Raw genomic sequence first — 21,360 nt, 5'->3', positions numbered from 1 at the left:
GGTCAGGAGGCCGCGACGGCAGCCCGGGCGGCTGTATCCGGCTGCGATGCTGCGCGGTCGCGGCGGTTGGAACGAAGGTAAAAGAACAGCACGGCCGGGACATACAGCAGCCATGCCGCTGCTTCCAGCCATGTGGTGGCTGGTGAGAAATTCAGGGTGCCTTTCAGTACGGTTCCGTACCAGGACGACGGCGGGACGGCCGCGGAGACGTCGAAGGCCAGGCTGTGGAGCCCGGGGAGGATCCCGGCCTCCTGGAAGTCGTGGACGGCGTAGGCCAGCACACCCCCGGCGATGACAACGAGCGCGGCGCCGCTCCAGGTGAAGAAGGCTCCGAGGTTGATCCTGAGGACTCCGCGGTGGAGCAGGAATCCGAGCAGGACGGCTGTGGCCAGCCCCAGCAGCGCACCAAGGAGCGGTGTTGCCGACTCTCCGGTGGCCTGGGCAGCCGCCCACAGGAAGAGCGCAGTTTCAAGGCCTTCGCGGCCCACGGCCAACGCGGCGACAATGGCCAGCCCCCAGCCGGCGCCATCCGCAGCCCTGTCCACCTGCGAGCGGAGCCCGGTGCCGAGGGTACGGGCGGTGCGGGCCATCCAGAAGACCATCCAGGTCACCAGGGCAACGGCCACCACGGAGAGACTGCCGCCGATCGCTTCCTGCGCCTCGAACGTGAGCCCGCGCGGACCGAAGGTCAGCAGCGCACCGAACCCTGCGGAGACGGCGACGGCGACGGCGACGCCCGCCCAAAGCCTGGGCAGCAGGTGCCGCCGCCCGGTCTTGAGGAGATATGCCATCAGGAGCACGACGATGAGTGTCGCCTCAAGGCCTTCGCGCAGGCCGATCAAATAGTTTGCTGTCATGAACGTAGAGCCTCAATTATCGGAGCCAAGGTTAGGCTTGCCTCATACGAGGATCACCCAAGGTCGATAATTAAGCAACTCAAACGTGCGCTAATTAGCCTTAGGTTACGCGCAGGCCCGGCGCAGCCCAGGGCTCAAGGTGCCGAGTCCCGGACCTTCAGCTCGAAACCGGCCTCGATCCGGACGCCTTCGGCGGCCGGCTCCGCGCCTTCGATCCTGTCGATCAGCAACGTGACGGACCGCTCGGCGATTTCCGCCATGCCGGGCGACACCGTAGTGAGGGACGGCGACGCGAAACGGGCCTCGTCGATGTCGTCGAAGCCGGCCACCGCAACGTCGTCCGGCACGTTGATTCCGCGGATCAGGAGCTCGTGCAGGGCACCCAGGGCCATTGTGTCATTCAGCCCAAAGACAGCGTCAAACCGGATGCCGCTGTTGAGCAGGCCGCCGACGGCGGAGGCACCGGCGTCGCGGCGCCAGTCGCACTGCACCACCAGGGCGGGATCGAATTCCACTCCCGCAGCTTCCAATGCCTGCCGGTAGCCGTTCAGGCGCAGGCCCGGACTGTCCGTCGTGTCTCCTGCCGCAGCACCCAGGACGGCGATGCGGCGCCGGCCCCCCGCCAAGAGATGGCCGGTGATTGCCGCCGCGGCTTCGGCGTTCTTCATGGTCACCAGGTCGAACCGGGGATCCGCGATGTGCTCTCCCAACATGACCACCGGCTTGGCGCCCCGGTGCTCGGCGATGGTCCCGGCATCAAGGGTCAGCGGGGTGAACAGCAGCCCGTCCGTGAGCTGGCGGAACGGGCCCTGGAGCGCGCTCAGCTCGTGCGCGGCGGCGGCGCCGGACTGCTCCACCAGGACGCGGTATCCGCGGCCGGCCGCCACGGTCATCAGCCGGGACGCGAGTTCCGCGTAATACGGGATGGAGAGGTCGGACAGCACCAGCCCCAGCATGCGGGTCTTCCCGGAGCGCAGGCTGCGCGCCGTCAGGTTGGCTTCGTAGCCCAGTTCCGCGATGGCATCCAGCACTTTCTGCTTGGTGGCCGGCCGGATGAACTCGTAGTCGTTGAGCACATTGGACACGGTCTTCAGCGAGACGCCGGCTGCGCGCGCAACGTCATTCATGGTCACAGCCACAGGTGATTCCCCTCCCGGCAACACGTTCAGCTACATCGTTGCAGACCGGCGTTGATTTTGCCCTGTCCACACCCTATACAACGTTATAGAATCGGCCCGGGTCACAGTCCAGACCCGCTCCCCGCCAGATTTGCGGTGGTGGCGAACGTCCGTCCGCGGCTCTGGCTCAAGGACGAGGTGGACGAGTGCCGCGGCCAGGCGGGGCAGGACACCAGCATCCACGCGGCGCGGCTGCACGTGGAAGGGGACGCCCTGGTCTGCACACGCGACCTGGACGCCCCCGTTCACCTTGCCCCGGCGCTGTTGGACGACTAGCTGCCCGCCCCGCCGACGGCCAGGCGGATCATGCTCCAGGAGACGGCGGGGAGCTCGGCGGTGAGCCGGCCGCCGTCGAGCTTTACACTGACGTTTTCGCCGGGCAGCACCGAGGTGGAGTCGTCCGCCGTCGCCTGCCAGTAGGGGTCCTTGTTGGCGTAGGTGACGGCTTCAACAACCTTGACGTTCCCGAGCCCGGCGACGGCGGCGTCCAGCGCGAGCGCGTCCGTGGCCGAGCGGTTCACGGCAAACACCACCGCCTCCCCGGAGTCGGCGTCGAAGGTGGCCACGGCGGACAGGGCTGCGAAATCCGCGGTCTTGCCGCCACTGAGCAGCGGGGACTCGACGGCGAGCTGCAGCACCGTGCCTTTGGCGTGCTCCGACGTCAGGGCGAACGGGTGGAAGGTGGTCTGCTTCCAGGCGCGGCCGCCGGGTTCGGTCATGATCGGGGCGATGACGTTGACCAGCTGCGCCAGGCTGGCGGAGTGGACGCGGTCGGTGTTGCGGAGCAGGGTGATGAGAAGGTCACCGACAACCACGGCATCCGCCACGGTGTAGCGGTCCTCAAGCAGCACGGGGGCCACCGGCCAGTCCTTGCCGGTGGGCGATTTCGATTCGTCGCGGCTCATGTGCCAGACGTTCCACTCGTCGAAGGAGATGTTGACCTGTTTGCTGGACTTCTTGACCGACTTCACATGGTCGATGTGCGCCACGATGTCCTTGATGAACTCCTCCATCCGGTGACCCGACGACAGGTGCTCCTGCAGGTTGCCGAAGTCCTCGAAATACTGGTGGGCCGAGATCAGATCCACGAGCTCGTAGGTTTCGGTGAGGACCACGCGCTCCCACTCGCCGAACGTGGGCATGCTCGGAGCGGAGCTGCCACAGGCCACCAGCTCCAGGTCGGGCTCCACCATCCGCATGGCGCGGGCGGTGTCGGCGGCGAGCCGGCCGTATTCGGTGGCGTTCTTGTGGCCGATCTGCCAGAAGCCGTCCATCTCGTTGCCCAGGCACCACATTTTGATGCCGTAGCCGTTTTCGGCCCCGTTGGCCCGGCGCTGGTCGGAGAAGGCGGTGCCGCCGTCGATGTTGCAGTATTCGAGCAGGTCCAGGGCTTCCTGGGTCCCGCGGGTGCCCAGGTTCACGGCCATCATCGGCTCGACGCCGGCCTTGGCGGACCACTTGGCGAACTCATCCACGCCCACATGGTTGGGGTCGGTGGAGTGCCAGGCCAGGTCCAGCCGCGCCGGCCGCTGCTCCACCGGGCCCACGCCGTCCTCCCAGCGGTAGCCGGAGACGAAGTTGCCGCCCGGATAGCGCACCGTGGACACGCCCAGCTCGCGGGTCAGTTCCAGGACGTCGGCCCGGAAGCCGTCGTCGTCGGCTTTCGGGTGGCCCGGCTCGAAGATCCCGGTGTAGACGCAGCGGCCAAGGTGCTCCACAAAGGCGCCGAAAGTGCGGCGCCGGACCGGGCCAACGGTGAAGGCCGGGTCCAGGGTGATCCTGGCAGTTATCTTGCCTGCGGCGTGCTCGGTACTGTCCACGTAAACATCCTCGTTTTCTTAGGTTCTACAACGTTATAGAAGTTAATTGTTAGCGTTCATCATCGGGACGTCAAGAGGGGACTTCCGGACCTATGGCCCTGACGGACCGGCGGGCTACTTTTTAAGGGCCCGGACCTGCGGGAGCAGGCCTCTGAAAGCCAGACCAAGGAAAGGGAGTCCGATGATCTCATCGAGGGCCGGGACCGCCGTCCGGGCGGTCGTCCGGGCGGTCGTGCCCCTGACTGTGCTGGCACTCCTTGGCTCCGGCATTACCGGATGCACGGGGGCAGACCAGCGCCCGGCCCCTGCCTCTTCCACAACTGCTGGAACCACCGTTCCGAGCTCCTCCGGGACAGCCCTTGCCACCCGGCCGGGCACCCAGCAGGATGCCGCGGACATCCCGTCCATCGTGGAGAACGTCCAGCCATCCGTCGTCACAGTGCTCACCAAGGGCGGACTGGGCAGCGGCGTAGTCTTCGCGGCAGAGGGACTGATCCTCACCAACGAGCATGTGGTGCGGGGCAACACCGACGTGGAGATCGCCTTTGCCGACGGCCAGCGGGTTGCCGGCACCGTCAAGGCCACGGATGCCATTACGGACTTGGCCCTCGTGGAGGCGAAGCGTACCGGGCTTCCCGCAGCGAAGTTCCAGTCCGAGCTGCCCCGGGTGGGGGAACTGGCAATCGTGATCGGCTCGCCGCTGGGTTTCGAAAACACGGCGACGGCGGGGATCATCTCCGGCCTGCACCGAGAGATCCCGGGCTCGGCCGCCAGCAGCCAGTCGCTGGTGGACCTGATCCAGACCGATGCAGCCATCAGCCCGGGGAACTCCGGCGGCGCCGTCGTCAATTCCCGGAGCGAGGTGATCGGCATCAGCGAAGCGTATATTCCGCCGCAGTCCGGGGCGGTGGCTTTGGGATTCGCAATTCCGGCAGCTACCGCCGTAAGGGTGGCCGAACAGCTGCGCGAAGACGGCACCGCGGACCACGCGTTCATCGGACTCCGCCCGGGCGGGATCACTTCGCAGATCGCAGACCAACTGGGACTCGAAAATACCCGCGGCGCCCTGGTGCTCTCGGTGGTCAACGGCGGACCTGCGGACCGTGCAGGCATCCGGCCCGGGGACGTGCTCGTCTCCCTGGACGGCAAGGAACTGGCTTCACCCGAGGACCTGCTCGCCGAACTACGCGGCAAGAACCCGGACCAGACCGTGAACGTCGGTTACCGGCGGGGCGGGGAATCCAAGGAAGCCAAAGTCACCCTCTCTGCCCGCCCCGCCTCGGAGGGCTGAACGGGCAGCGGAAGGGGCAGGGCTGGAGGCCTTAGAGGCCGCCAGCCAGCTTGTAGTAGGCAGCGTTCCAGTTCAGTTCCTTCTTGAACTGCCTGATGGTGGTGCCTTCGTCGATGGTGAGGAGCTCGGTCTTCGCAATCTCCGCGAAGTCCTCGAACACGTCCATGCCCACGGCGGTGGACAGCACCGTGTGGTGCGCCGCGCCGGCAGTGAGCCAGGCCGCGGCGGAGGTGGCGAAGTCGGGCTTCGGGGACCAGAGCGCCCGTGCCACCGGCAGGTTAGGCAAGGGCTCGTCCAGGTCCACGACGTCGACGGCGTTCGCCACTAGGCGGAAGCGGTCGCGCATGTCGGAGAGCGCCACCACGACCCCGGGCCCGGCGTCGGTGTCGAAGACCATCCGGACGGGGTCCTCCTTGCCGCCGATGCCCAGCGGGTGGATCTCGACGCGCGGTTTCGTCGCTGTCAGCGACGGGCAGACCTCCAGCATGTGCGCGCCCAGGATCTTCTCCGAGCCGGGAGTCAGGTGGTAGGTGTAGTCCTCCATGAGCGAAGCGCCGCCGGGCAGGCCCGCGCCCATCACCTTTGCGGCGCGGACCAGGATGGCTGTCTTCCAGTCGCCCTCGGCGCCGAAGCCGTAGCCGTCCGCCATCAGCCGCTGCACGGCCATGCCGGGCAGCTGGCGCAGTTCGCCCAGGTCCTCAAAGGAGGTGGTGAACGCGGCGGAGCCGTTGGCCTCGAGGAAACTGCGCAGGCCCAGCTCGATCCGCGCGCTGTAGCGCAGCGATTCGTGCCGCGCTCCCCCGGCCTTCAGTTCCGGGACCACGTCGTAAAGGCGCCCATACTCAGCGACCAGCGCGTCGACGTCGGACTCCGCGGCGCCGTGCACGGCGTCGGCGAGCTCGTTCACGGACCACGTGTTCACGGAGACGCCGAAGCGCAGCTCGGCTTCGGTCTTGTCACCTTCGGTGACGGCCACGTTGCGCATGTTGTCGCCGAAGCGGGTCAGTTTAAGGGTGCGGACGGCAGCCCAGCCGGCCGAAGCACGCTGCCAGACACCCACCTGCCGGGTCACTTCCGGGTTGGACACGTGGCCCACCACGGTCTTGCGGGGAATGCCCAGGCGGGACTGGATGTAGCCGAACTCGCGGTCCCCGTGGGCGGCCTGGTTGAGGTTCATGAAGTCGAAGTCGATGTCCGCCCAGGGCAGCTCAACGTTGGCCTGGGTGTGCAGGTGCAGGAGCGGCTTCCGCAGCAGGTCAAGGCCCTGGATCCACATCTTGGCCGGGCTGAATGTGTGCATCCAGGCGGTCACGCCGATCACGGAGTCGTTGGAGTTGGCTTCCAGCGCGGTGCGGCGGATCGCCTCCGAATCGGTGAGGACCGGCTTCCAGACCACCTTGACCGGGACATCGGAGGATTCGTTCAGCGCGGCGGCGATCTCCTGCGACTGCGCCGCCACCTGCTTGAGGACGTCCTCGCCGTACAAGTGCTGGCTGCCGGTGAGGAACCAGACCTCGTACTGGCTGAGCGAAGTTCTGTTGGCGGACGTGTTGTTGGCGTTGCTCATAGGGGTTCTCCTGAAGAAACGGGCGGGCTGCGGCGCTACTGGCCGTAGACGTTCTGGTATCGGGCGTAGAGGGATTCGATGCTGCCCTGGTCGATGGGCAGCGGTTCGCCCAGCTGACGGGAGATGTGGACCGTGCGCGCCACTTCCTCGCACATCACGGCGGCCTTCACCGCGGCTCTGGCGTCCTTGCCGATGGTGAAGGGCCCGTGGTTCTGCATCAGGACGGCCGGGGATGTGGAGTTCCGCAAGGTTTTCACAATCCCCTGGCCGATCGAGTCGTCGCCGATCAGCGCGAACGGGCCCACCGGGATGCTACCGCCGAACTCGTCGCTCATCATGGTCAGCACGCACGGGATAGCTTCGCCACGGGCCGCCCACGCCGTGGCGTAGGTGGAGTGCGTGTGCACCACCCCGCCCACGTCCGGCATATGCCGGTAGACGTATGCATGCGCAGCCGTGTCCGACGACGGCGAGAACGGCGGATTGCCCCACTCCCCGTCCGCCGGGGTGCCGTAAAGGTCGGTGACAACCATGCTTGCGGGAGTGAGGTCCGCATAGGCGACTCCGGACGGCTTGATGACCATTAAGTTATGGCCGGGAACGCGGGCGGAGACGTTGCCTGCCGTCCACACCACCAGTTCGTAGCGGGTGAGTTCGGCGTGCAGTTCGCACACCTCGCGGCGGACCTGCGCAATGGTATCCAGGAGGTCGCTCATGCGGACACCTCCGCTGCGGCCGGTTCACCGGATGTCGCATCGGCGGCGGTCCCGTCAGCGGGGGCCGCCAACGACGGCCTGGCCGCGCGCTGGATGGCCTTGAGCCGGTGCATCACACTGTTCGTGCCGCGGCCGAAGTAGTCGTGCAGCGTGCGGTACTCCCGGAAGAGTTCCTCGTAGGCGGCAACATTTTCCGGAATCGGAATATAGATACCGCCGGGCTCTGAGCCCATGGCGGCGGCAGCGGCGCGGATGTCCGGGTATGCACCCGCCGCCGCGGCGGCGTGGATGGCCGATCCCAGTGCGGGCCCCTGGGCGGAGCCGATGGTGGACAGCGGCAGGCCCGTAACGTCCGCATAGATCTGCATGAGCAGCTTGTTCTTCAGCAGGCCGCCGGCCACGATGAACTCTTTGACAGGCACTCCCGAGTCGCGGAAGGCGTCCACGATGGTGCGTGTGCCGAAGGCCGTGGCTTCCAACAAGGCCCGGTAGCTGTCTTCGGGGCGGGTGGCGAGGGTCTGGCCCACCACCACGCCGGACAGTTCATGGTCAACCAGCACGGAGCGGTTGCCGGAATGCCAGTCCAGGGCTATCAGCCCGTGTTCGCCGATGGCCTGGCGGGAGGCCAGGTCCGTGAGGTAATCGTGGATTCCCATCCCCTGCTCGGCGGCAGCCTGGTGGTATTCGGGCGGGACCCCGTTCGCGGTGAACCAGCCGAAGATGTCCCCCACCCCGCTCTGGCCCGCTTCGTAGCCCCACAGCCCGTCGACTATTCCGCCGTCCACCACGCCGCACATGCCCGGGACTTCCCGCAGCTCGGCACCGTTCATCACGTGGCAGGTGGAGGTGCCCATGATGGCCACCAGCTGCCCGGGCTCCACGGCCTTCGCCGCCGGTGCCGTGACGTGGGCGTCCACGTTGCCCACTGCCACTGCAATGCCCTCTGGCAGCCCGGTCCAGGCCGCGGCCTCGGCCGTCAGATAGCCGGCAGCGTCCCCCAGCCGGCCGATGGCGTGCTCCAGCTTGGAACTGACAAAGTCTTTGAAATCCGGATTCAGGGCGGCCAGGAAATCCTCCGACGGATAATGCCCGTCCTGGTAAATGCCCTTGTAGCCGGCGGTGCAGGCGTTGCGGACGTAATTGCCGCAGAGCTGCCAGACGATCCAGTCGGCCGCTTCCACCCAGTGGTCCATGGCGGCATAGGCTTCGGGGTCTTCCTCCAGCAGCTGCAGGCCCTTGGCGAACTCCCACTCGGAGGAGATGAGCCCGCCGTAGCGCGGCAGCCAGGCTTCACCGCGCCCGGCGGCCAGGGCGTTGATCCGGTCCGCCTGCGGCTGGGCGGCATGGTGGCGCCACAGCTTGACGTAGGCGTGCGGCCGGTTGGCGAAACCGGGAAGTTCGTTCAGCGGTGTGCCGTCGGCCTTGACCGGGACCATGGTGCAGGCCGTGAAGTCGGTGGCGATGCCCACCACGTCGGCGGGGTCGATCCCGGCGTCGGCAATGGCAGCGGGCACCGCACGGCGTAGCACGTCACGGTAATCATTGGGCACCTGCAGGGCCCATTCACCGGGAAGCCGCACGGCGCCGTCGCCCGCCAGGTCCGCCGGAAGGGAGCCGGTAACCACAGCGTGGGGGTAGTCGAACACACCGGTGCCCAGTTCCTTGCCGTCCCGGACCCGGACCACCACGGCCCGCCCGGACAGCGTGCCGTAGTCGACGCCGATCACGTAGCTGTCTGAACCGTCTGCTGTGACGTCCATCAATTCCTCCAATAGTCTCCGCCGCTCTGCGGTTGCCTTAATTGTTAGCGCTAACAACCTGAAAGTCAACAGAAGTAAGGGCATTGGTCCCAGCCAGCGCGGAACCGGGGGCCGGAGCACCGCTCACTCAAGGACCGCGGTGACGATCACGTTGTCGCTGTAGTCCATTCGTTCCTGCAGCCACCTGCCGCCGCAGGTGACCACTTTGAGTTCGTGCGGACCGGAACGACGGAACAGGGTTGCTCCATCAAAGCTGTCTTTGGCCATCAGTTCCACGCTGACCACCCGGTAATTCAGCGCGGGCGCGCCCTGGCGCCCCACCAGGACTGCAGTTCCGGCCTGCAGCGTCTTCAACTGCGAAAAGGGGGCCTGTTCCGAGGTTGTGTCCACGTGCCCGGCAATCACGGCTGTTCCGGCAGCCGCTCCGGGAGCAGGACCGAACCTGTACCACCCGGCCCGGTCGAAGGCTTCGGGTATCTCCATGGCCCGGTCTGGCGAGACCCCCACCGGCACCACTGTCATATTGATGGACGTTCCGGCCACAGAGAGTGAAATCGGAACCGGCACCGCGGCGGCAACTGCCGGCAGGGTGGCCGGCCGCTGCTGAATGGAGTCCTGATTCTGAGCAGGGTTCCGCTTCTGGGCAGGGTTCTGCGTGGCTTCCGGCGCTGCGGCAGGAGGGGGCGAAGCCGCCGCCGGCAAAGCACTTTCGCCCGTCTTTGCCGGCGAGGATTGCGGGACTGGCGCGGAAGGAGCGCACGCCGTGAGGAGCAGCGCCGCGGCGGTCACAGCCGCAGCCTTGAGCCGAAAGGAGGGACGACGGCGGGGCTCCGCCGCCGTCGTCGTGCCTGGCGTCATGCCGCGCCTTCCCTGGCTACCTCCGCCGGCGGGCGGCCACGGCGCGGGCCACACCCACGCCTCCGAGGAGGAGCGCCACGGCTGCGGCGCCGAATCCGACCGTGACCACGGCCGGTCCAGCCGCTGAGGCTCCGGACGAGCCGTCACGGGCTCCCGGCACCGCACCCGGGGCGGAATGCAGGCCCTCGATGGTCTGCACGGCCAGTTGGAGATTGTTCTCCGCCAGGCTGCCCCAGGCGTAGACAATTGTGTGCGTGCCTTCGGAGACGGTGACATCAGCAGGGCCGATCACCGGCGCGGTGGTGCCGGTCGCCGCTACTGCCGCGGAAATGGTTGCGGGGTCCAGGCTGAGAGTCTGTTCGGCGGGGTTGGCCAGGTTGGACACGACGGCCGCACCGCCGGCCAGGACATCTACCGCGGGCGCCGCGGCGGCATGCCGGACGGTCAGCTTGCCCTTGCCTGTCGCGATCTGCGAGACATCGTTGGTGAAGAAGTTTGCGGTCGGCTTGCCTGCGGCGTCGAGGTTGGCTACGGCGGTGTAGTTCCCGCTCGCGGCGAGCGTCACGGTGACCGGACCGATGACAGGAGCTGACGCATCCGCGGCATCCGCGGCCGTGATGGCGAGTTCGTAGGCACCCGCCGGCAGCGAGAGTGGCCCGGCGAGGGTCCCGGGAGCGAAATCGTCAAGGGTTCGGTCGCCATTGACCCAGACATCCACGGTGAGCCCGGGAACGCCGTGCAGCACTGCAAGCTGGGCATCCCCTTCGGCCGCCTGGGCCGGGCCCGCCAGGGCGAGTGCTGCCGCGATTGCCGCTGCTCCGGCGCCGGCTGTGAAAACGCTTCTGCGCATGTCCTTCTCCTTCATCGGCCCGGCTGGCGGGCAATTGTGCTTACACCCCTAACTACCGGCGCAGCATCGAATCTGGATGCAGATGCATGGAAATTTCTTCCGAGGTTTTGCGGCAGGCCGGGACACAGCGCCCGGCCTGCCGTCGGGAAGGGCTGTTAGCCGGGATTAGCGACCGGCGGGGCCGTGCTTGCACGCACCACCATCGTGGGTTCCACAACGGTTGTGCCCGACGCCGCGCCGTCTTCCAGCAGCGCCAGCATCATGTCCATGCAGCGGCGGCCAAGCTCCTCGAAATCCTGGCGGACAGTGGTGAGCGGCGGGGTGAAATAGCCGGCTTCCGGCTGGTCGTCGAACCCCACCACGGAGACGTCCCGGGGTACCCGCACGCCCGCTTCACTGAAGGCGCGCAGGACCCCCAGTGCCATCTGGTCATTGCCCACGAATACCGCGGTGGCGGTTCGCTCGACGGCAAGCTTCTGGCCGATGCCATAGCCACTGCCCGCGCTCCAGTCCCCCTCGACGAGGAGGTCGTCAGCCAGTCCCGCCTGCGCCAGCGCCTCTCGCCAGCCTTCGGTCCGCTCCGAGCCGTCGATCCAGTCCTGCGGCCCGGATATGTGTCCGATTCGCTGGTGGCCCTGGTCGATCAAATGCGCGACGGCGAGCCGCGCACCCATCTTCTGGTCCACCATGGCGCCACTGAACCGGCCTTCACCGCTGGAACCCACCACCACAACGGGTACGTCCAGGTTCAGCTGCTCCAAGGCCTGCAGGGTTCCGGCGTGCGGAACCAGGGCCACGATGCCGTCCACACCCTGGTCCATAAAATGGCGTGCGGCATCGGCGATCGATTCCGCGCTGACCTCGCGGATGGCCGCGATGCTCACGAAGTAGCCGGCATCGCGGGCAGCCTGCTCCACGCCGAGCAGCGTGTTGGCTGGGCCGTACTGGGACAACTCGCTGGCCAGGACGCCGATGGTGTGCGAACGCCGCGTCACGAGGCTGCGCGCCGCGGTGTTGCGCCGGTATCCCAGTTCGGCAATGGCCGCCTCAACGCGCTCCCTGGTTGCCTTGCTCACGTTGGGGTGGTTGTTGATGACGCGGGATACCGTTTGGTGCGAGACGCCGGCACGTTCCGCTACATCTTCAAGTCGCGGAAGGCGCCGCTCGCTGCTGTAGGCCATGAAGCTATTGTGCGCGAGCCTGCAGGGCATCTACGAACGCACCCGAACTAATAGTTGAAGATTCAAGTAAAAACTCCTAGAATGGATTCATGACGCAGACACTTGACCGCCCGCCCGTACTCTTCCTGAGCCACGGCGCTCCTCCCCTTGCCGACGACGCTCGCTGGACCAGCGAGCTCAGCGCCTGGTCCGGTGCCTTCGGCAAGCCCAAGGACATCCTGATGGTGTCCGCCCACTGGGAAAACGCGCCGGTGACCCTCAGCGCCACCACGCGGAACCCCGGACTCGTCTACGACTTCTGGGGATTTCCGCAGAAGTACTACGACGTCAGCTACGACGCACCACAGGCGGCGGACCTCGCCAATGAAGTAGAGAAGCTTGTTTCCACCCACGGGCACCACGTGGAACGCGACGAAGAACGCGGGCTTGACCACGGCGCCTACGTGCCGCTGGTGGAGATGTACCCGGAAGCCGACATCCCGGTCCTCCAGATGTCCATGCCCACCCTGGACCCGCAGGGCCTGTTCAACCTGGGCAAGACGCTGGCGCCGCTGCGTGACCGCGGCACGCTCATTGTTGGCTCAGGCTTCACCACGCACAACCTGCGCTGGTTCAATCCCGCCGGGGGTCCGGACACCACGCCGCCCTCCGTGTCGAGCGAATTCGACCACTGGGCAGAGGAAACCATGGCGGCCGGCGACGTCGACTCCATCCTGGACTTCCTGCACAAGGCCCCGGCCGCCCGGGAGGCGCATCCCCGCAGCGAACACTGGGCACCCCTCTACGTAGCCCTCGGTGCCGCCTATGAGTCCGGCGATCTCGCCGCCAAAACGGCTATCGACGGCTTCTGGTTCGGCCTCTCCAAGCGGTCGTGGACGCTCACGGCTAAGTAGCGCGTGCCGCGGACGGCGCCGACGAGACCGCCCAGCGGCGTTCAGGGTGGCCCGTCATGCCGGCACTCCGGTGTGGTTGGTTGGTGAAAGCAGGGGAACCGGTCAGTTCGCGCCGGAGCGGCCGTGGGCCAGGCCCGTGGGGAATCCGATGAGGACCGGCTCGGGCGTTCCGCAGCAGCCGCCGGAGGTTTCGGCCACAAAACCTGCGGGCCGGGCCACGGGGATGTCGCAGCTGGTGCCGATATCGGAGGAGCACACGCCGGTTTCGGGCAGCTCGAGCTGGACGGTGTCTGCCGCCTTCCGGTCCCCTGCCAAAGCCGCGGCGACGGAGCGTACCTGCTCGTAGCCGGTGGCGAGCAGGAAGGTCGGGGCACGGCCGTAGGACTTCATGCCGACGATGTAGAAGTCCTGCTCCGGGTGGGCCAGCATCCTGGCGCCGTGGGGTTCCACCGTGCCGCAGGAATGAAATTCGGGGTCGATCAGCGGGCCGAGCTCACGCGGGGCTTCCACACCGGGGTCGAGTTCCAGCCGGAGTTCCCGGAGCATGCCCAGATCGGGGCGGAAGCCGGTAGCGGGCACCACGACGTCGCCCTCGAGGGTGCGGCCGTCCGTGGAGGTCAGGGTGACGGCGCCGGCTGCTGCGAGGGATGCGATCCCGAACCCCGTGTGAAGTTCCACGGCGCCGGACTCGACGAGGCTTCGGAGCCGGCTGCCGAGCCGGCCGCGGGCGGCGAGGCCGTCAGCGTCGCCGCCGCCGTAGACCTTGGAGGCGGAGGAGCCGCGGATGGCCCACGCGATTTTCGTGCCGGACGCCTGGGCCGCGAGTTCGGAGAGGTTGAGCAGGGTGTTGGCGGCGGAGTGGCCGGCGCCGATGACGACGGCTGTGCGGCCCTCGAACGTTTCGCGGTCGCGGCCCAGGACGTCCGGCAGCGGAGACGAGATGCGGGCAGCCGCCTCAGCCTCGCCGGGGGCCGGCAGGCCGGAGGTGCCGAGCGGGTTGCGGGTGGACCAGGTGCCGGAGGCATCGATGACACCGGATGCCTGGTAGTCGCGGACTTCCCCGTCGGCGTGTTCCACCCGGACCACGAAGGGTGTGATGTTCCGGTTGCGGCTGTGGGTTTTATCCATGCCCTGCCGGGTCACGGCCACAACGCGGGCGCCGGTGTGCAGGCGGGACGCGATCGCGGGCAGGGAAGCCAGCGGGGTGAGGTACTGGTCGATGAGTTCGCCGCCGGTGGGCAGCGCCGTCGGCTCCGGTGATTCCCAGCCGGTTCCGTTGAGCAGGCGGACGGCTGCAGCGTCGGTGTTGTACTGCCACGGTGAGAAGAGCCGGATGTGGCGCCACTGCTCGATGGCGGCGGCAGGGGTCGCGCCGGCCTCGAGGATCAGCGGCTCCAGGCCGCGCTCGATCAGGTGTGCTGCCGCGGCGAGGCCGATGGGCCCGGCTCCGATAACAGCTACGGGAAGGGGTGTGGCTACTGCCATGGTGTCCTCTGGTTCATCCGCAGGGGCTAATTCAGGCGTGGGTTGGTTCTTCGACCAGGGCGGTGGCGATGCTGTCCGCGTCATCCAGGGCGGCCAGATAGCGTTCGGCGTCGAGGGCGGCGGCGCACCCGGTGCCAGCGGCGGTGATCGCCTGGCGGTAGCGGTGGTCCACGGCGTCCCCGCAGGCGAACACCCCGGTCAGGTTGGTGACGGTGGTGGGCGAGTCAACCTTGATGTAGCCCTCGGCGTCCAGGTCAACCTGGCCTTCGACAAGTTCGGTGCGCGGGACGTGTCCGATCGCCACGAATATGCCCGTTGCGGCATGTTCGCGGGTTTCTCCGTTCCGCGTGTCGGTCAGTGTGACACCGGTGACTTTCGGATCACCGTGGATGGCGGTGACGGCGGAGTTCCAGGCGAAACTGATCTTCGGGTTGTCCTTGGCGCGCTGCGCCATGATGCGGGAGGCGCGGAGCTCGCCCTTGCGGACCACCACGGTGACGGTCCGCGCGAAGCGGGTGAGGAAGGTGGCTTCCTCCATGGCGGAGTCGCCGCCGCCAACGACAATGATGTCCTGGTCACGGAAGAAGAAGCCGTCGCAGGTGGCGCACCAGGAGACACCGTGGCCGCTGAGCTTCTTCTCCTCGGGCAGGCCGAGCTCCTTGTAGGCAGAGCCGGTCGCCAGGATGACGGCGGGAGCCTCGTGGATTGCTCCGGCGCCGGTGACCACGCGCTTGAGGTGTCCGGCCAGCGTCACTTCGGTGACGTCGTCGAACACTACCTGCGCGCCGAACCGCTGCGCCTGCTCCTGGAGCCCGTCCATCAGTTCGGGGCCCTGGATGCCCGCGGGGAAACCCGGGAAGTTCTCCACTTCGGTGGTGTTCATCAGGGCGCCGCCGGCGGTTACCGAGCCGGCCAGGACCAGGGGCTTCAGGCCTGCGCGGGCGGCGTAGATGGCCGCTGTGTAGCCGGCCGGGCCGGATCCGATGATGATCAGCTGTTGGGTGCTCACTTCGGTGTTCACGGAAGGTCTCCTAGGTTCGGGCGGTTACTTGGCGGCGGGAGTAAGGGAGGCGATGAGGTCCTCGATGCGGGCCTTGATGTCGTCCCGGATGGGGCGGACGGCAGCCACGCCCTGTCCGGCGGGATCTTCGAGTTCCCAGTCTTCATAGCGCTTGCCGGGGAAGATCGGGCAGGTGTCGCCGCAGCCCATGGTGATCACCACGTCCGATTCCTTCACGGCCTCCGTGGTGAGGACCTTGGGAATCTCGGCGGACATGTCGATGCCGAGTTCTGCCATGGCCTCGACGGCGGCCGGGTTGACCTTGTCAGCAGGCTGGGAACCGGCGGAGCGGACCTCGATGGCGCCCTTGGACAGGGTGGTGAGGAACGCGGCGGCCATCTGGGAGCGGCCTGCGTTGTGGACGCAGACGAACAGGACGGAGGGCTTCTTGGCGGCTTCGGTGCTCATGGGTTCTCCTGGAGTGTGTGGGGTTAGACGGAAAGGGGGCCGCGCGTGAAGTAGCGCTTGCGGGCCCAGAGGGCTGCATAAACCAGTGCAACAAGGACGGGGACCTCAATCAAGGGGCCGACGACGCCGGCCAGCGCCTGCCCGGAGGTCACCCCGAAAGTTCCGATCGCCACCGCGATGGCCAGCTCGAAGTTGTTGCCCGCCGCGGTGAACGCCAGGGTGGTGGTTTTGGCGTAGCCCAGGTCCAGCCACTTTCCGATCAGCATGCCGGCGCCGAAGACCGCCATGAAGTAGACCAGCAGGGGCACGGCGATCCGGACGACGTCGAGCGGGCGGGAAGTGATGGTCCCGCCCTGCAGGGCGAAGAGCAGCGTGATGGTGAACAGAAGGCCATACAGCGCCCACGGTCCGAGCTTCGGCAGGAGCGTTCCTTCGTACCACTCCCGGCCCTTCGCCTTTTCGCCGATCGTGCGGGTAAGGAAGCCGGCCAGCAGGGGGATTCCAAGGAAGATCAGCACCGACGCGGTGATGGCCCAGAAGGAGAAGTCCGCGCTCGTGGTGGGCAGGCCCAGCCAGCCCGGCAGCAGCTGCAGGTAGAACCAGCCCAGCGCACCGAATGCGATGACCTGGAACACCGAATTGATGGCTACCAGCACCGCGGCCGCCTCCCGATCGCCGCAGGCGAGGTCGTTCCAGATCATCACCATGGCGATGCAACGGGCCAGGCCCACGATGATCAGGCCGGTCCGGTATTCCGGCAGGTCCGGGATGAAGATCCAGGCCAGGGCAAACATGAACGCCGGGGCGAGGACCCAGTTGAGAACCAGCGAAGTGATCATGAGTTTGCGGTCCGCGACGACCCGGCGGGCCTGGTCATAGCGCACTTTCGCCAGCACCGGGTACATCATCACCAGCAGCCCGATGGCGATCGGCAGCGAAACTTCACCGATCTTGACTGCTTCAAGTGCGGTGTTGAGGCCCGGAATGAAGCTGCCCAGGAGCAGGCCCAGGACCATGGCGGCGATAATCCATACCGGCAGGAACCGGTCCAGGGTGGAGAGTTTGCCAACGACGACGGCCTCGCCTCCACGAGTGGGCGACGGGATGGTCTGGGTTCTCACGGGACTCCTGTGCTGCGTTTGTGCTGCTCTACGAAAGATTGATGTCTGTCGATATCGAAGTATTCCCAACTATATCGATGAATGTCAATCTGTGTGCATAATAGACGCATGAATTCTCCGCAAACTGTTGAGTCGGCCCTCGACGATGCCTGCTGCGCGCCGTCCGGTCAGCCTGTCCTCAGCGCTGAGGATGCCCGGCGCAAGGCCCTCGTGTTCAAGGCCCTGTCCGATCCCAATAGATTGCGGCTGCTTTCCATCGTCAAGAGTGGCGGGTCCGGGGAGGCCTGCGTCTGCGATCTCACTGAGCCACTGGACCTGGGGCAGCCCACTGTGTCCCATCACCTTAAGATCCTGGTCGACGCCGGCCTGCTGCACCGGGAGAAGCGCGGCACGTGGGCCTACTACTCCCTCGTTCCCGGCGCCATGGAGCAGACGGCCGGCCTCCTGGCGTCCCTGTGAGCCAGAGTCCGGCGGCTGAAAAGTAGTCCGTGGAAGCCGGTGGGCCCCACCTCAGGCAGGCAGGGAGCTTAGGGCGGTCAAGGCAGACAACTTCTCCTCGCCGATGGGCTCTTCGGGAAGCAACGGAATGAGCGCCACGCGGTCCGTGAGGGTGTGCACCTTCGTGATCTGTTCGATCTCGTTCGCGGCGCGGGCCCGCAGGAACGGCGTCTGCGGGTGCGCGGCGGCGATGGAGTTGTTGATCACCCAGGCCCACGGGCGAATCCCTGCCCTTTCCAGGTCGTCCTGCAGCCCCTCGGCCTCCAGCACAGGTGTCGTTTCGGCCAATGTTACGAGCACAACCTTCGTCTGCGCCGGGTCCTGCAGCCGCATGAGGGGCGTCACGAATCCCATGGTCTCGCCGACCTGGCGGGCGACCTCCCGGTGGTACGAACCGGTAGCGTCCAAGAGCAGCAGCGTGTGGCCGGTCGGCGCCGTATCTATCACCACGAAGTTCCGGCGGGATTCCTGCACCACCCTGGAGAACTGCCGGAACACAGCCACCTCGTCCGTGCACGGAGACATCAGGTCCTCAGCGAGGGCCGCGCGCCCGTCATCGTCCAGGCTCCGGCCCTTGGTCTCCATCACATGGCCTCGATATTCCTGGATGGCCGCTTCCGGATCGATGCGGGAGACCTTTAGGCCCGGGATGGAGCCATGGAGTGTTTCGGTGAGGTGGGCTGCGGGATCGGTGGTGGTGAGGTGGACCGCATGACCCCGCCTGGCCAGGGCCACCGCGATGGCGGCCGCCACCGTGGTCTTCCCCACACCGCCCTTGCCCATGCACATCACGAGGCCGTGGCCGTCCGGCTCTATTTCGTCCACCAGCGCAGCAAGTGGGGCGTCCTCGACCTCCGGGACCAGCGCTGCGTCACCGGCGCCGGAACCCGTCACGCCGGCTCCGGAAGTTGCCGCAAACAGCGTCTCCAGCGCCGGAATGCCGACCATATTGCCCGGCTTCAGGTCCAGGACATCGCGGGGAAGACCGGCGACTGCCCGGGGAATGGCCTCGATGGCCGCGGCCTCCCGTGCCCGCAGGGCATGCGCCAATTCCTCCTCGCCGGCCGCTTCCGGCAGGACGCCGTTGATCACGACATAACCGCTGCCGATTCCGATCTGATTGAGCTCCAGAAAGGTCCGCTCGATCTCGACCAGCGACGACGCCTGCGCACGGCTGACCAGCACAAGCCGCGTCCTCGCCGGGTCGGTGAGGACCTGGACTGCCTCGGCGTACACACGCTTGTGCTTCTCGAGCCCCGACAGCGGGCCCAGGCACGACGGGTCCCCCTTGCCGGTTGCCAGGAAATCGGTCCACGAACCGGGCAGCTGCAACAGTCGGATCGTGTGGCCCGTCGGGGCGGTGTCGAAGACGATGTGGTCATAATCCCCGAAGGAGCCCTCGCCGGCGAGCAGGTTGGTGAATTCGTCGAAGGAGGCGATTTCCGTGGTGCACGAACCTGAGAGGCTCTCCGCGATGCCGGCCAGTTCACTTTCCGGCAGCAGTCCGCGGACGGGGGCGATGATTCGTTCCCGGTAGGCTTCCACCGCTTGCTCAGGGTCGATCTCCAGCGCAAAGAGACCCGGCACATCCTGGATGGCAGTCACGGTGTTCCCAACGGTCACACCGAAGACCTGTCCGACATTGGACGCGGGGTCGGTGCTGACCAGCAAGACCTTCCGGCCTGCCCTGGCCAGGGTGAGCGCTGTTGCACACGCCACGGAAGTCTTGCCCACACCGCCCTTGCCGGTGAAAAACAGGAAGCGGGGTGCGTTCTCTAGAAACTTCACCCGGCCAGCATATCGACAATGGTCGATACAAATAAGGGGCGGCCAGCCCCGGGGCAACAAAAAAACCTTCGGCCTCCTGTCGCCAGGAAGCCGAAGGTTTTCCACTCTTCGCTAAAAGAGTGGGCCCTGTGGGGATCGAACCCACGACCCACGGATTAAAAGTCCGATGCTCTACCAACTGAGCTAAAGGCCCCAGCTGACGGCCGTAAATATGCGCGGATGCGCACCTCAACGAACTATCAGCCCAGTCCATTTCTGGACGTTAAATACTGTACCCCACGCCAGGGGCAGCTTTGACACAACGGCGCGCGGCGCCGTCGTTCGTTAACGGCGGCACCCCAAACATCAACAGTGACGCCCGGGCGTGCCCCAATACTCCTTAAGCAGACCGGAGGCAAGCTCGATAACAGAACAGCACAGGAGTAGCGTGGGGGCATGAGCGAGCAAGCTGGATCCAAGCCCTACGGCGGTGCAAACCGGCACCACAAGCCCAAGCCTTTTGCGCCCGTCGACTTTGAGCCCTTCGCGGGCGGCGCAGACCCTGCCCGGGTCTCCGAGGCTGCGCACCTTGCCGCCCAGGCGCTGGTGCGCCATGGCCGCGACAGCGACGATCCCAAGGTAACCAAACGCCTCGTCAAGCTTGCGGACGAGCAGGGCCTGGAAGCCATCGCCGAAATGTGGGCGGAAAGCCCGGCCAGGTCGCTGCCCGGAGCACTCTGGCGGCTCTACGCGCTGCGGGCCGCCACCATCCAGGACCCCGAACGGATCTCCGTGTACTTCAAGGCCGGCAAGGACACGGCACAGGTTTCCAACGTGGTGGCCGGCGCTGCCGAACCGCCGGGAGCGGACGAAATGAAGACGATGGCGGACGCCATCCTTTCCGGAGCGTTCGACGGCGAGTTCGACGTCGCGCTGGAACGCTCCGCCGCGTTCTGCAGGGTGGTCGCCCTGGGCCAGGCCACCCTGGCCGACGGCGCCGAGCACAGCAACGAGAGCCACGCCAGCAAGCTGACCCGCAATTCCCACCTCCTGGTGAAGACCGCCGAGGACCTGGAGCACGCTGCAAACGCCTGGCGGCTGGGCGAACTGGACTGAGGCGCACCGCGCGGCATCTTCGCCTGGGCCTGCTCAACAAGTCCGCCACTGTTACGCACGGAGGAGCCCGGCTGTCAATGTTGACTTGGTTCAGCCAAAGTAGAAAACTGAAACCGGTGCCGAACCGCGAAACCCCCGGGCTTCAACATTTAGCCGCCTAGAGCGGCCTACCGCCGAGAGGCGTATCCGGTTCGGCACCACTTTTATGCCCGCGTGGATCTGCCGGTAAAGTAATCCCCATGTGCGGGTCAACGTCAAGTCACATGGCCCGAGGGCCACATTCCCTGCCGCTCCCTGCCTTCGCCGGAACCCGAAGGTGAAGCTCCGCCTCTTTCCGCAGGAGCCCGCAGGGCTGCACCTGCTCTCGCAGATGGCCCGCCAGATCGTCCTTGCCACCGCGACGCTCGCCGAAATCCTCGGCGTACCGGCCACCGAGCACAACCGCCTGGTAGAAGACATGCATGATCACGAGGCCAAATCCGCGGAGCTGCACTTCGCACTGTTGACCCACATGCGCACCAGCTTCGTGAATCCGCTCCCCCGCGAGGACATGTACGCCCTCTCCCGCTACCTCAACGAGGCCATGGAGAAGCTGGACGCCGCGGCGGAACTGGTGGCCCTGTACAAGCTCGAACGCCTCCCCAAGCGCGCCGCAGACCAGCTAGAGATCATCAGCCGGCAGGCCGAGCTCACCGTGGACGCCATGCGGCAGCTGAACAACCTGGACGACCTCGAGGACTACTGGATTGAGATCCTCCGCCTGGCCAAGCGGGCGGAACGGACCCACCGGGTGTGGGTTGCGGACATGATCAAGGACATGAAATGGGCCCAATACGCCCGGAACCGGGATATTGCCAACCAGCTGGTGGAAGTCACCAAGGACATGCGGCGGATCGCCACCCAGGTAGGCAGCATCATCGTCAAGGAATCCTGA

Annotated in this window: 20 protein-coding genes and 1 tRNA gene; 6 read left to right on the top strand and 15 right to left on the bottom strand. The window is 66.6% G+C overall.

What is annotated here, in order from left to right; translation table 11 throughout:
- Positions 1-2: 2 nt before the first annotated feature.
- Positions 3-857 carry an iron uptake transporter permease EfeU gene (gene efeU, locus ACFVWT_RS10945; RefSeq protein ID WP_390247824.1) on the bottom strand — a complete coding sequence of 285 codons (855 nt, stop codon included), beginning with the start codon at positions 855-857 and terminating at the stop codon, positions 3-5.
- 134 nt (positions 858-991) lie between these two features.
- Positions 992-1,996, bottom strand: coding sequence for a LacI family DNA-binding transcriptional regulator (locus ACFVWT_RS10940; RefSeq protein WP_390247823.1), 1,005 nt, complete (start codon positions 1,994-1,996; stop codon positions 992-994).
- 138 nt (positions 1,997-2,134) lie between these two features.
- Here ACFVWT_RS10940 and ACFVWT_RS10935 point away from each other — a divergent pair, with 138 nt between their 5' ends.
- Positions 2,135-2,311 (top strand): hypothetical protein, encoded by a 177-nt coding sequence (locus ACFVWT_RS10935; protein WP_390247822.1) that lies wholly within the window; start codon positions 2,135-2,137, stop codon positions 2,309-2,311.
- Here the strand turns inward: ACFVWT_RS10935 and ACFVWT_RS10930 are convergent.
- On the bottom strand, positions 2,308-3,855 hold the full coding sequence (locus tag ACFVWT_RS10930; protein WP_390247821.1) for an alpha-N-arabinofuranosidase: 1,548 nt from the start codon (positions 3,853-3,855) through the stop codon (positions 2,308-2,310). The genes ACFVWT_RS10935 and ACFVWT_RS10930 overlap by 4 nt on opposite strands.
- 181 nt (positions 3,856-4,036) lie before the next feature.
- Here ACFVWT_RS10930 and ACFVWT_RS10925 point away from each other — a divergent pair, with 181 nt between their 5' ends.
- Positions 4,037-5,146 carry a S1C family serine protease gene (locus ACFVWT_RS10925; protein ID WP_390247820.1) on the top strand — a complete coding sequence of 370 codons (1,110 nt, stop codon included), beginning with the start codon at positions 4,037-4,039 and terminating at the stop codon, positions 5,144-5,146.
- 31 nt (positions 5,147-5,177) lie between these two features.
- On the opposite strand, the gene araA is transcribed toward ACFVWT_RS10925, so the two are convergent.
- The 6 genes from araA to ACFVWT_RS10895 form a co-directional block, all read right to left on the bottom strand.
- Positions 5,178-6,713 carry an L-arabinose isomerase gene (gene araA, locus ACFVWT_RS10920; protein ID WP_390247819.1) on the bottom strand — a complete coding sequence of 512 codons (1,536 nt, stop codon included), beginning with the start codon at positions 6,711-6,713 and terminating at the stop codon, positions 5,178-5,180.
- Positions 6,714-6,748: 35 nt separating this feature from the next.
- Complete coding sequence (locus ACFVWT_RS10915) at positions 6,749-7,429, bottom strand: L-ribulose-5-phosphate 4-epimerase (RefSeq protein ID WP_390247818.1); 681 nt, start codon at positions 7,427-7,429, stop codon at positions 6,749-6,751.
- On the bottom strand, positions 7,426-9,189 hold the full coding sequence (araB, locus tag ACFVWT_RS10910; RefSeq protein WP_390247817.1) for a ribulokinase: 1,764 nt from the start codon (positions 9,187-9,189) through the stop codon (positions 7,426-7,428). Before araB ends, ACFVWT_RS10915 begins: the two co-directional genes overlap by 4 nt.
- A gap of 123 nt (positions 9,190-9,312) precedes the next feature.
- On the bottom strand, positions 9,313-10,047 hold the full coding sequence (locus tag ACFVWT_RS10905; RefSeq protein ID WP_390247816.1) for a class F sortase: 735 nt from the start codon (positions 10,045-10,047) through the stop codon (positions 9,313-9,315).
- A 16-nt stretch (positions 10,048-10,063) separates the two neighbouring features.
- Positions 10,064-10,897: a DUF4397 domain-containing protein gene (locus ACFVWT_RS10900; protein WP_390247815.1), complete on the bottom strand. Its 834-nt coding sequence runs from the start codon at positions 10,895-10,897 to the stop codon at positions 10,064-10,066.
- Positions 10,898-11,052: 155 nt separating this feature from the next.
- A complete protein-coding gene (locus ACFVWT_RS10895) occupies positions 11,053-12,078 on the bottom strand; it encodes a LacI family DNA-binding transcriptional regulator (protein ID WP_390247814.1) in 1,026 nt (341 codons plus the stop codon).
- Between the two features lie 89 nt (positions 12,079-12,167).
- Here ACFVWT_RS10895 and ACFVWT_RS10890 point away from each other — a divergent pair, with 89 nt between their 5' ends.
- Entirely contained in the window at positions 12,168-12,971 is an 804-nt protein-coding gene (locus tag ACFVWT_RS10890) for a dioxygenase (protein WP_390247813.1), read from the top strand.
- 102 nt (positions 12,972-13,073) lie between these two features.
- On the opposite strand, the gene ACFVWT_RS10885 is transcribed toward ACFVWT_RS10890, so the two are convergent.
- From ACFVWT_RS10885 to arsB, 4 genes are read right to left on the bottom strand one after another with little or no spacing between them, the layout of a single operon-like run.
- Positions 13,074-14,456, bottom strand: a complete 1,383-nt coding sequence (locus ACFVWT_RS10885; protein WP_390247812.1) for an NAD(P)-binding domain-containing protein — start codon at positions 14,454-14,456, stop codon at positions 13,074-13,076.
- A 31-nt stretch (positions 14,457-14,487) separates the two neighbouring features.
- Entirely contained in the window at positions 14,488-15,465 is a 978-nt protein-coding gene (gene trxB, locus ACFVWT_RS10880; protein ID WP_390247850.1) for a thioredoxin-disulfide reductase, read from the bottom strand.
- A 36-nt stretch (positions 15,466-15,501) separates the two neighbouring features.
- A complete protein-coding gene (locus tag ACFVWT_RS10875) occupies positions 15,502-15,924 on the bottom strand; it encodes an arsenate reductase ArsC (protein ID WP_043476883.1) in 423 nt (140 codons plus the stop codon).
- A 23-nt stretch (positions 15,925-15,947) separates the two neighbouring features.
- Positions 15,948-17,045: an ACR3 family arsenite efflux transporter gene (gene arsB / locus ACFVWT_RS10870; RefSeq protein WP_390247811.1), complete on the bottom strand. Its 1,098-nt coding sequence runs from the start codon at positions 17,043-17,045 to the stop codon at positions 15,948-15,950.
- Positions 17,046-17,153: 108 nt separating this feature from the next.
- Here arsB and ACFVWT_RS10865 point away from each other — a divergent pair, with 108 nt between their 5' ends.
- Positions 17,154-17,504, top strand: coding sequence for an ArsR/SmtB family transcription factor (locus ACFVWT_RS10865; RefSeq protein ID WP_390247810.1), 351 nt, complete (start codon positions 17,154-17,156; stop codon positions 17,502-17,504).
- A gap of 51 nt (positions 17,505-17,555) precedes the next feature.
- Here ACFVWT_RS10865 and arsA read toward each other — a convergent pair whose 3' ends face one another.
- Together arsA and ACFVWT_RS10855 are read right to left on the bottom strand one after the other, a co-directional pair.
- Positions 17,556-19,331: an arsenical pump-driving ATPase gene (gene arsA / locus ACFVWT_RS10860; RefSeq protein WP_390247809.1), complete on the bottom strand. Its 1,776-nt coding sequence runs from the start codon at positions 19,329-19,331 to the stop codon at positions 17,556-17,558.
- A 120-nt stretch (positions 19,332-19,451) separates the two neighbouring features.
- Positions 19,452-19,524, bottom strand: a tRNA-Lys gene (locus tag ACFVWT_RS10855).
- Positions 19,525-19,766: 242 nt separating this feature from the next.
- Between ACFVWT_RS10855 and ACFVWT_RS10850 the strand changes: the two genes are divergently transcribed.
- Both ACFVWT_RS10850 and ACFVWT_RS10845 read left to right on the top strand, forming a co-directional pair.
- Entirely contained in the window at positions 19,767-20,426 is a 660-nt protein-coding gene (locus ACFVWT_RS10850; RefSeq protein ID WP_390247808.1) for a hypothetical protein, read from the top strand.
- 316 nt (positions 20,427-20,742) lie between these two features.
- Entirely contained in the window at positions 20,743-21,360 is a 618-nt protein-coding gene (locus ACFVWT_RS10845; protein WP_209741627.1) for a DUF47 domain-containing protein, read from the top strand.

The organism is Arthrobacter sp. NPDC058288, assembly GCF_042880995.1.
Taxonomy (GTDB): domain Bacteria; phylum Actinomycetota; class Actinomycetes; order Actinomycetales; family Micrococcaceae; genus Arthrobacter.
This window is presented reverse-complemented; position numbering and strand designations above follow the sequence as displayed.

What these genes read in the sequence shown, in the direction of transcription:
- ACFVWT_RS10915 (WP_390247818.1), bottom strand. Translation starts at nt 7,429, where the DNA reads ATGAGCGACCTCCTGGATACCATTGCGCAGGTCCGCCGCGAGGTGTGC.
- ACFVWT_RS10890 (WP_390247813.1), top strand. Translation starts at nt 12,168, where the DNA reads ATGACGCAGACACTTGACCGCCCGCCCGTACTCTTCCTGAGCCACGGC.
- ACFVWT_RS10895 (WP_390247814.1), bottom strand. Translation starts at nt 12,078, where the DNA reads ATGGCCTACAGCAGCGAGCGGCGCCTTCCGCGACTTGAAGATGTAGCG.
- ACFVWT_RS10865 (WP_390247810.1), top strand. Translation starts at nt 17,154, where the DNA reads ATGAATTCTCCGCAAACTGTTGAGTCGGCCCTCGACGATGCCTGCTGC.
- ACFVWT_RS10885 (WP_390247812.1), bottom strand. Translation starts at nt 14,456, where the DNA reads ATGGCAGTAGCCACACCCCTTCCCGTAGCTGTTATCGGAGCCGGGCCC.
- efeU (WP_390247824.1), bottom strand. Translation starts at nt 857, where the DNA reads ATGACAGCAAACTATTTGATCGGCCTGCGCGAAGGCCTTGAGGCGACA.
- ACFVWT_RS10875 (WP_043476883.1), bottom strand. Translation starts at nt 15,924, where the DNA reads ATGAGCACCGAAGCCGCCAAGAAGCCCTCCGTCCTGTTCGTCTGCGTC.
- ACFVWT_RS10905 (WP_390247816.1), bottom strand. Translation starts at nt 10,047, where the DNA reads ATGACGCCAGGCACGACGACGGCGGCGGAGCCCCGCCGTCGTCCCTCC.
- ACFVWT_RS10850 (WP_390247808.1), top strand. Translation starts at nt 19,767, where the DNA reads ATGAGCGAGCAAGCTGGATCCAAGCCCTACGGCGGTGCAAACCGGCAC.
- ACFVWT_RS10900 (WP_390247815.1), bottom strand. Translation starts at nt 10,897, where the DNA reads ATGCGCAGAAGCGTTTTCACAGCCGGCGCCGGAGCAGCGGCAATCGCG.
- araA (WP_390247819.1), bottom strand. Translation starts at nt 6,713, where the DNA reads ATGAGCAACGCCAACAACACGTCCGCCAACAGAACTTCGCTCAGCCAG.
- araB (WP_390247817.1), bottom strand. Translation starts at nt 9,189, where the DNA reads ATGGACGTCACAGCAGACGGTTCAGACAGCTACGTGATCGGCGTCGAC.
- ACFVWT_RS10925 (WP_390247820.1), top strand. Translation starts at nt 4,037, where the DNA reads ATGATCTCATCGAGGGCCGGGACCGCCGTCCGGGCGGTCGTCCGGGCG.